This is a genomic window from Kitasatospora sp. NPDC004240, assembly GCF_053603215.1.
On record NZ_JBSGFD010000105.1, the window covers coordinates 21,583 to 29,503 of the forward strand.

Below are 7,921 nucleotides of genomic sequence, written 5' to 3' on the forward strand. Positions count from 1 at the left end.
GTACCACGGCACCGCCGGCCGTCGGGCCCGCCGCGGCCACGAGCGCCAACGCGCCCGCGAACAGCGCCGCCCCGGTGGGCACGCCCCGGGAACGCCCCCGCGCGTACCGGTGCTGCGCCCACCTCCGTACCGACCTGCCGATCCCGCGAACGGGCGGCACACAACCCGGGCCGACGCCCTGCTCCGCCATGCGCTTGCATCCCTCTGACGTGGTGAAGCCCGCCTCACTCGGACGCGGGCGGGCACTGGCGCCAGATTGCGTTCACGGGGGGACGGTCACCACTCGGGGGCTCCGGTTGGAGCAGGCCGCCGTACGCCAGGGGCCTGCGGGCGACACGGCATCTTTTCAGAAGCCTCACAGCCGGGTGTGGAACCCCCACGCCCGGCCTGCCTAGGTTTTGCATGCGCACGACGACGTGCGTGGAGCCGGCCACGAAGGACGACGACCGGCGAGTGCTGGTCACCGGCAGCACGGGAAGATCACATGAACTACTGCACACCTTGCCGCCGCCACCTGAACGGCGCCTTCGCCTGCCCCGGCTGCGGCGCCCCGGCCAGCGGCCAGGCCCCCGAGGCCCACCCGCCGGCGGAGACCCCGGTCCTGCCCCGGCCGGCTGCCCCGTCCGCCACCCCGTCGTCTTCGGACCGGCGCGCGGACCGACGGGCCGGACGGCGGCCGGGAAGGCTCATCGGATCCGTGGTCGGCCTCGCCGTGGTGAGCCTCGGCGTCGCGGCCCTCACCGCCAACGGGACCGAGACGCCGCCCGCCGACCCCGGTGCCGGCCGCCCCGTCACCACGGAGTCACCCGCAGGCCCGGTCTCGCCCGCGGCCGTGCCCACCGCCGCGCCGAGCACGCCCGGTACGGCAGGTCCGTCGGCCACCCAGCGTCCCACCACCGCCCCGGCCTCGGCCACCACCCCGGCCAGGAGCGGCACCCCCTCCGCCCCCGCGCCCACCCAGGCCCCGGACCAGGCGGCCCCGGCGCCCACCACGGCCCAGCCCGCCCCCACCACCGCCCAACCGACCACCCCGCGCCCCACGGCCACCCCCACCCCCAAGCCCACCCCGACCTGCACCCAGTTCCTGCTCTGGTGCACCTGAGGGCGGTCGTCGCCGGGTCAGTGCGGGTATCCGATCTCCTCCAGATCGTTGCTCAGTTCGTCGAGGCCATCTCTTCGCCCTCGCCCCACCGCGAGTCGAAGGTGTGGTACCGGCCCTCCCAATCGGGGCTGAGGACGGCGTCGAGCACGGCCAAGGCCCGGCAGCGATCGCGAAGCGTCGCGATGTCGGGCAGGCGGTGCGGAAGCGCGAGCACGCCGACCATTGAATCCGCCGGCCCCGAGGCCCCCGGACGGTTCGTGGCGAGGTGCCCTACCCCTGGGCCAGCGGCCGGACGGTGAGGATCTGTTCCGCCTGGCCGACCGGGCCGTCGAGGTCGTGGAGGACGCTGCTGGTCAGGCCCTGGCCGGTCGGGCCGAAGGTGACGGTGGTGTCGAGGCCGGTCCAGGGGCCCCGCGGCTGCCGGTGCAGGTGGATGGTCAGGTCGAGGTTCGGGAACATCCATGCGGTGGGGTCCTGCTGCACCGCGATGCCGTTGGCCGTGTCGACGAGGCCGATGTACGCGGCGAGCGGGCTGACCGGCTCACCGGCGACCAGGTCGACGAGTGAGGACACCCAGGCCGAGGTGCGGCCGCGCCGCCGCGGGGGGACCCGGCGGACGTCGATGGAGGAGACGTAGCCACCGTCCCACTCCTCGTCCATCGCCCAGCGGGTGAGCTCCTCGGGGGCGGGCAGCCGCTCGTGGGGGCTGTCGGCCACGGCGGAGCTGTCGAGGGTGGCCAGCAGCCAGGCGCGGGCGCGGACCACCGGGCGGCCGCCGATGACGACCACGGCTTCGAGGAGTTCGATGGTCCGGCCGGGCCGTACGGTCTCGACGGTGATCTCGCACTCGTCGAGGGCGATCCGGCCGAGGATGTCGTAGCTGATCCGCGCGAGCGCCAGGCCCTCGGGCCGTCCCGCGAGGTGCCGGTCGATGGCGTGCACGACGAGCCCGGCGAGCGGGCTGAAGTGCTGTTCGTCGGCGTCCCACGCGCCGCCGGCGTGGGCCGTCGGCTTGTAGCTGCGCTCGCCCGTCCGCTCGTAGTAGCTCTCGCGCGCGACGGTGCCGGTGGTCACGGGATGTTCTCCTCGGGCGGTGCGGGGCGGGAAGTTCGTGGGGGTAGGAACCTCCGTCACGCATCGTAGGGAGCCGCGATCCCGCCGGTCATCGTGATCTGCCGCACAGCTTCGCCGGCCGGGCCGGTCCACCCCCGTCGTGCCGTCGAGGTGCGCCCCGGCCCGGCCGGCCCCGGCTCAGAGCTCGGCGTGCTCCCCGCTCCGCAGGAGCCCGTACTCGAAGTCGCCGCCCTTGAACCGCATCCAGCCGCCGAAGTTCTCGCGCCCGAGGTCGCTGAACATCGCGTCGTGGATCGGGAACACGCGGGCCGGCTTCACCGCCCGGACGAAGTCCAGCGCCTCGGCGAGCTTGAGCCACGGCGCGGCGGCCGGGACGAGCAGGGTCTCGATCGGGGCGGACGGGGCGAACAGGGAGTCGCCCGGGTGGTAGAGGCGCTCGTCGACGACGTACCCGACGTTGGCGCAGCCCGGCAGGCCCTCGTAGATCTCGGCGTGCTTCCCGCCCACCACGTCGACCTCGAACCCGGCCGCGGTGAAGCGCTGCCCCACCTCGACGACCACCGCGGCGTCGCCCAGTGCGGGCACCTGGTCGGCGGCCGCGCCGGGCAGGTGGACCTTGAGCGCGGGGTTGGTCTCGCGCGCGGCGAGGAGCTTGTCGATGTCGAGGTGGTCGGCGTGCTCGTGGGTCACCAGCACCTCGTCGGCGCCGTCGAGGACCTCGTCCTCCGTGAACGTCCCCGGGTCGATGACGAGCACCCGCCCGTCGGCCTCCAGGCGTACACAGGCGTGACCGTACTTGATCATTCGCATGCGCCCACTATGGCACCGGCGTCGAGCCCGGCACCAGATCCGCCGGCGCTGTACGCCGAGGGCCGCACCCCCTACTGTTGATCATGAAGCCGTGGGGGACGGCTCGCGAAGTCCGGTGACGCGACGAGCGATGAGGTGTCCGCCCGCGGCCGGCCCCATCCCGCATCACCCCCGGACTCATCCCGCACCACTCCCGGCAGACCCGGCCTCGCGCATCTGGAGCCCCCTTGACCTGGACGTCCCGCACCGTGACCCGTGACGGCGTGCGCCTGCACTGCCGGGACTGGGGCGGCGACGGCCCGGCCGTCCTCCTGCTGCACGGACTGGCTGGCCACGCCGGCGAATGGGACCACCAGGCAAGCCTGTTGAGCGCGCGCCACCGCGTCATCGCCCTCGACCAGCGCGGGCACGGTCACTCCGAACGCCACCCCGCCGACGTCACCCGGGACGCGCACGTCGCCGACGTCCTCGCCGTCATCGAGCAACTCGGCCTCGACCGCCCGGCCCTGGTCGGCCAGTCCCTCGGCGGCCACACCGCCCTGCTGACCGCCGCCGCCCATCCCGACCGCATCGGCGCGCTCGTCCTCGTCGAAGCCGCGCCCGGCCGACCCGACCCGGCCACGCCCGCGATGATCGCCGGCTGGCTCGACTCCTGGCCCACACCGTTCCCCTCCCGGCAGGACGCCGTCGCCTTCCTCGGCGGCGGCGCGGTCGGCGAGGGCTGGGCCGCCGGTCTGGAGGAGCGCGACGGAGGCTGGTGGCCCCGTTTCGACCGCGACGTCATGGTCGCGACGATCGCCGCCAACGACCGCGCCCGCTGGCTGGATTGGGACCGGATCGGCTGCCCCACCCTGCTGGTCCTCGGCCAGCGCGGCATCATCCCGCCCGCCGATGCCGACGAGATGCTCACCCGCCGCCCCGCCACCCGGGCCGTCGGCCTCCCCGGCACCGGCCACGACGTCCACCTCGAACAGCCCGACGAACTCCACCGCCTGCTCGCCGACTTCCTCGGTTCCGCCACGGCCTGAGGCGCAGGCCTGCCCGATGCCCAGGTCATCACCGGTACGTACGCGCGGACGCTCGAAATCGCTCGGGCTCCGAGCGAGTGCCGTGCGAGGATCTCGCCCATGACGATCGTGCCCACTCTGACCGAACAGCGCTCCCCATGGGTCGTGTTCACCTCCCCGGCCGATCCGTGGCTGGCGTCGGAGACGGCCGCGCTCGTGCGGCGCAACGGTCTGGTCCTGCGGCTGGACGGCCGGGAGCTGCGCGATGCGGCGTCCGTCTTCCGGACCTTCGCCCGGGAGCTGTCGTTCCCCGACTACTTCGGCCACAACTGGCACGCGCTGGTGGACTGCCTCCACGACTGGCACGGCCCCGGCCACGGGGAGCAGGACCTCGCGATCCTGATCGAGCACGCGGACGACCTGCTGAAGGCGGACTTCCTCGGGCTGCTCGTATCGGATCTCGCCGAGGCGGCCTGGCACTCCAACCTGCGCCTGGACGCCGACGGCGAGCTCAGCGAGTGGCGGCGGCGAATCGCCCAGCACTTCGTCCTCCTCCTGGACCACACCGCACCCGCCGCCTTCGCCGAGGCGGTGGCCCGCGGCATGGACGTGGCGGTGGCACTCTCGGACGGTCGGCTGCTCGCCACTCTGACCGACGTCGACTGGCCCGGCGGAGATCCCGCGTCCACCCCCTGGACGGCCGGCCCGCTCTCCTTCGCGGACGAGGAGATCCTCGGCGGCACGGCCGTCAAGGGCGTCGCGCTCTTCCGGGAACACCTCGGATGCTCGATCCACGAGGCCCTGGACGTCTTCCGGTCCCGCTCCGACCACCTGCGCCGCGAACGCCCGGACGACTGAACGACGGGCCGCCCGGCCACGCCACCAGGCTCGCCGAGTGGCTTCGGGACCGCCGTTCCGTCACAGGCCGACGTCGGCGATGATGCGGTCCATCCGTGCGCGCGGCAGCACGGGGTTGGCCGCGGCGCCCTCGACGACGTGGGGATCCGGGTCCATCAACAGCCGTTCCAGCAGGTCGGCGTCGGCGTGGGGATGCCGGGCCGCGCCCGCGCGCAGGAAGTCCTCCATGGAGTCCGCGAGCCGCCGCAGCTCCGTGACGGGCAGCTCGGGATCCTCCAGGGCGAGGAGGCGCGCCCTCGGGTTCGGCTCGTCCACGAGGCCGCGCAGCTCCTGGCGAGGGAAGTTGGGGTGGTCCACCAGCCGGGGCCGGGGGCGGGAGCTCTCGCCGTGGTCGCGGATCAGCCGTAGCAGGACATCGGGCGGTGTGTCGGGCCGGTCGGCGGCTTCGCGGCGGACGGACACGTCCGGGTCCTCGTCCAGCCTCTGCCAGGCCTCCGCCGGGAGGTCCCGCCCGGTGGCCAGGACCTTCCGGAACACCGCGTGGGGGCAGTCGAGGTAGGTCAGCCGCTCGGCGAGGGGCGCGTCTCGCAGCCAGCTCGGCGTGTAGGGCGACCAGCGAAGGGCGACAGTGGCGTCCGAACTGCCGGCAGCGTCCTCGGCTTCCACCAGTGCGAGCAGTCGGTCCCGGATCTCGGGGGTGACGTGGCGGCTGTAGGCCACCGCAACGCGCACGGACGGGTCCGCACTGTCCTGAAGGCAGGCCACCATGTCGGCCGTCAGGTGCGGGTTGCCTGCCACCGCGTGCAGCACCGCCTGGTCCCCGGTCGCCAGCAGCCGGTCGAACTGCCGGGTCGTCAGCGGGACATGACGTGCGATGTTGGACCGGACGGCCGGATCGGCGAGGCAGCGCTCGTAGTACTCCGGAGGGACACCCGGGTACTCGGCCAGGGTGGCAGTGGCCCGCACCTTCGGGTCGGCATCGGTGAGGAGCGCCAACTGTACGGCGATCGGCCGCTCCCGCCAGGCCCACGCGACCATCGCGCGCAGCTTGGGATCGGACGCGGCCGCGAGTTCCGCTGGCGGTCGGCCGTAGGTCTCGACCAGGTCCTCGATGCCGCCCAACTGGACCTCACGCTCGACCATGGTCCGGACGAAGTCCGCACGGGCGCCGCGGATCGCCGGGTCGGGATGCCCGGCGATCCGGCGGCGCATCACGGGGGAGGCCCGCCTCGTGTTCATGAGCACTGCCGAATCGGCGCCGCCGTACGTCAGCAAGGCCTCGGCCACTTGGTCCGGCAGCTGCCCTTTGCGCAGCTCCAGCCCGTGCCGGCCCGCGCCGTTCGCGGCCAACCGCACCAACACATCGATCGGCGCGGCCGGGTTCTGCCCCAGCCCGGACAGTTGCGGCTCCTTGAGACTGACCATACGCCCACGCTAGTGCCGCATCAGGCAACGTTCGCCCTGTCGTGACGTGCCGCCTGGTTGCTGTTCCGAGCGGCGCGGGAGCGTCAGAATGATCACGTGGCTGAACGCGTGCAGGTCCGGGAGATTGACGACGGCGAGGGCAGACGGCTGCTGCGGATCGTCCGCAGGGGCACCGGTTCGGTGGTGACCTGGTGGCGAGCCCAGATGGTGCTGCTGTCCGCCCAAAGCATGCCCGTGGCGAAGATCGCCGAGGTCACGTTCACCAGCGCGGACCGGGTCCGCGACGTGATCCACAACTTCAACGCCGACGGCTTCGCCTCGCTCTACCCGAAGTACCGGGCGGGCGCTCGAGGACATTCACCCTGCCCGAACGCCGGGAGATCAAGAAGATCGCGAAGTCCAGGCCGGCCGAGCACGGCCTGCCGTTCTCGACCTGGAGCCTGGCCAAGCTGGCCGACTTCCTGGTCGCCGAGGGGGTTGTCGACGACATCAGCCACGAGGGCCTTCGGGTCCTGCTCCGCGAGGAGGGCGTCTCGTTTCAACGCGTGAAGACCTGGAAGACCTCCCGCGACCCCGACTACGCCACGAAGAAGGCCCGCGTCGAGCACCTCTACGCGATCGCCGACGGCGAGGTCATACCCGAGGAAGGTGAGCCCGAAGTCGTCTTCTGCATAGACGAGTTCGGCCCGCTCAACCTCCAGCCCCACCTCGGCCGGCAGCGGGCCGAACGCGGCGGCCGGCACAAGGACCCCGAGCGTGAGCCCCGGCCCCGCCGACGGGCGACCTACACCCGCCCGCACGGCGTGAGGCACCTGTTCGCCGCCTACGACCTCGCCAAGGACCAGCTCTACGGGCACATCAAGAAGGCCAAGAACCGCTCCAAGTTCCTGGAGTTCTGCCGCTACCTGCGCCCCCTGCACCCGGCGGACGTCCGCATCGCGATCATCTGCGACATCTACTCACCCCACCTGACCACCAAGCGGTGCCAGCGGGTCAGGACCTGGGCCGCGGCGAACAAACGTGGAGATCGCCTACACCCCGACCAACAGCTCCTGGCTCAACCGGATCGAGGCCCAGTTCACCGCCCTGCGCTACTTCGCCCTCGACGGCACCGACCACCCCAGCCACAAGGCCCAGGGCAGCATGATCCGCCGCTACATCATCTGGCGGAACAAGCACGCCGCCGACGAACGCCTCCGCACGGTCGTGGCCAGAGCCAACGTCGCCTGACCGACTGCTACCCGAACGAGCCGTCTGCGCGACCGGCGAAGCTCTCGCAGCCATCGTGCTCGAACCGCACTCGGCCATCGAATGACGAGGCGGGGTTGCTGCACGCCCCGTAGTCCTGGCCGAGCTCCCCGCTCAACGCGATCCAGAAGCGGCATCCTCCGCACTGGGCGTCATACCACTCGTCCCGGTAGTCGGGCTGGGCCGTCGAGCGGTTCAACAACGCGAGCCAGCGCGCATGGCACCGATCATTGTGATCTTGATCCTCGCCCGTCCAAGGCTCACCAGTAGCCACTCCCATTGCCTCCCCCACCCCGTTTGATCCGAGACCGTCAGTCCCGGCGCTTGCCAGTGATCCTCTCACCGAGAAACAGGGCGGAGGTTCTCTGATGCGGCACCAGCGAGCTCCTGGAAGCGC

General features: G+C 72.4%; 8 protein-coding genes and 1 pseudogene. 4 read left to right on the forward strand and 5 right to left on the reverse strand.

Annotated features, from left to right (window positions below; translation table 11 throughout):
- Positions 1 to 484: 484 nt before the first annotated feature.
- Positions 485 to 1,102 carry an SCO2400 family protein gene (locus tag ACWEQL_RS25830; protein WP_452152693.1) on the forward strand — a complete coding sequence of 206 codons (618 nt, stop codon included), beginning with the start codon at positions 485 to 487 and terminating at the stop codon, positions 1,100 to 1,102.
- 52 nt (positions 1,103 to 1,154) lie between these two features.
- Here the strand turns inward: ACWEQL_RS25830 and ACWEQL_RS25835 are convergent, their stop codons facing one another.
- The 3 genes from ACWEQL_RS25835 to ACWEQL_RS25845 all read right to left on the reverse strand — a co-directional run bounded on the left by ACWEQL_RS25835 (position 1,155) and on the right by ACWEQL_RS25845 (position 2,986).
- Positions 1,155 to 1,316: a hypothetical protein gene (locus ACWEQL_RS25835; protein WP_452152694.1), complete on the reverse strand. Its 162-nt coding sequence runs from the start codon at positions 1,314 to 1,316 to the stop codon at positions 1,155 to 1,157.
- Between the two features lie 56 nt (positions 1,317 to 1,372).
- Positions 1,373 to 2,176, reverse strand: coding sequence for a thioesterase family protein (locus tag ACWEQL_RS25840; protein ID WP_452152695.1), 804 nt, complete (start codon positions 2,174 to 2,176; stop codon positions 1,373 to 1,375).
- A gap of 177 nt (positions 2,177 to 2,353) precedes the next feature.
- Entirely contained in the window at positions 2,354 to 2,986 is a 633-nt protein-coding gene (locus tag ACWEQL_RS25845; RefSeq protein ID WP_452152696.1) for an MBL fold metallo-hydrolase, read from the reverse strand.
- Between the two features lie 227 nt (positions 2,987 to 3,213).
- On the opposite strand from ACWEQL_RS25845, the gene ACWEQL_RS25850 reads away from it, so the two are divergent.
- Complete coding sequence (locus ACWEQL_RS25850) at positions 3,214 to 4,014, forward strand: alpha/beta fold hydrolase (protein ID WP_452152697.1); 801 nt, start codon at positions 3,214 to 3,216, stop codon at positions 4,012 to 4,014.
- Positions 4,015 to 4,113: 99 nt separating this feature from the next.
- Positions 4,114 to 4,851 carry a barstar family protein gene (locus ACWEQL_RS25855; protein WP_452152698.1) on the forward strand — a complete coding sequence of 246 codons (738 nt, stop codon included), beginning with the start codon at positions 4,114 to 4,116 and terminating at the stop codon, positions 4,849 to 4,851.
- Positions 4,852 to 4,911: 60 nt separating this feature from the next.
- Here ACWEQL_RS25855 and ACWEQL_RS25860 read toward each other — a convergent pair whose 3' ends face one another.
- The gene (locus tag ACWEQL_RS25860; protein ID WP_452152699.1) at positions 4,912 to 6,276 is read right to left on the reverse strand and encodes a hypothetical protein; all 1,365 of its coding nucleotides are present in this window, start codon (positions 6,274 to 6,276) and stop codon (positions 4,912 to 4,914) included.
- A gap of 96 nt (positions 6,277 to 6,372) precedes the next feature.
- Here ACWEQL_RS25860 and ACWEQL_RS25865 point away from each other — a divergent pair.
- Positions 6,373 to 7,506 (forward strand): annotated as a pseudogene (locus ACWEQL_RS25865) (IS630 family transposase).
- 7 nt (positions 7,507 to 7,513) lie between these two features.
- Here the strand turns inward: ACWEQL_RS25865 and ACWEQL_RS25870 are convergent.
- Complete coding sequence (locus ACWEQL_RS25870) at positions 7,514 to 7,804, reverse strand: DUF3027 domain-containing protein (protein ID WP_452152700.1); 291 nt, start codon at positions 7,802 to 7,804, stop codon at positions 7,514 to 7,516.
- Positions 7,805 to 7,921: the final 117 nt, after the last annotated feature.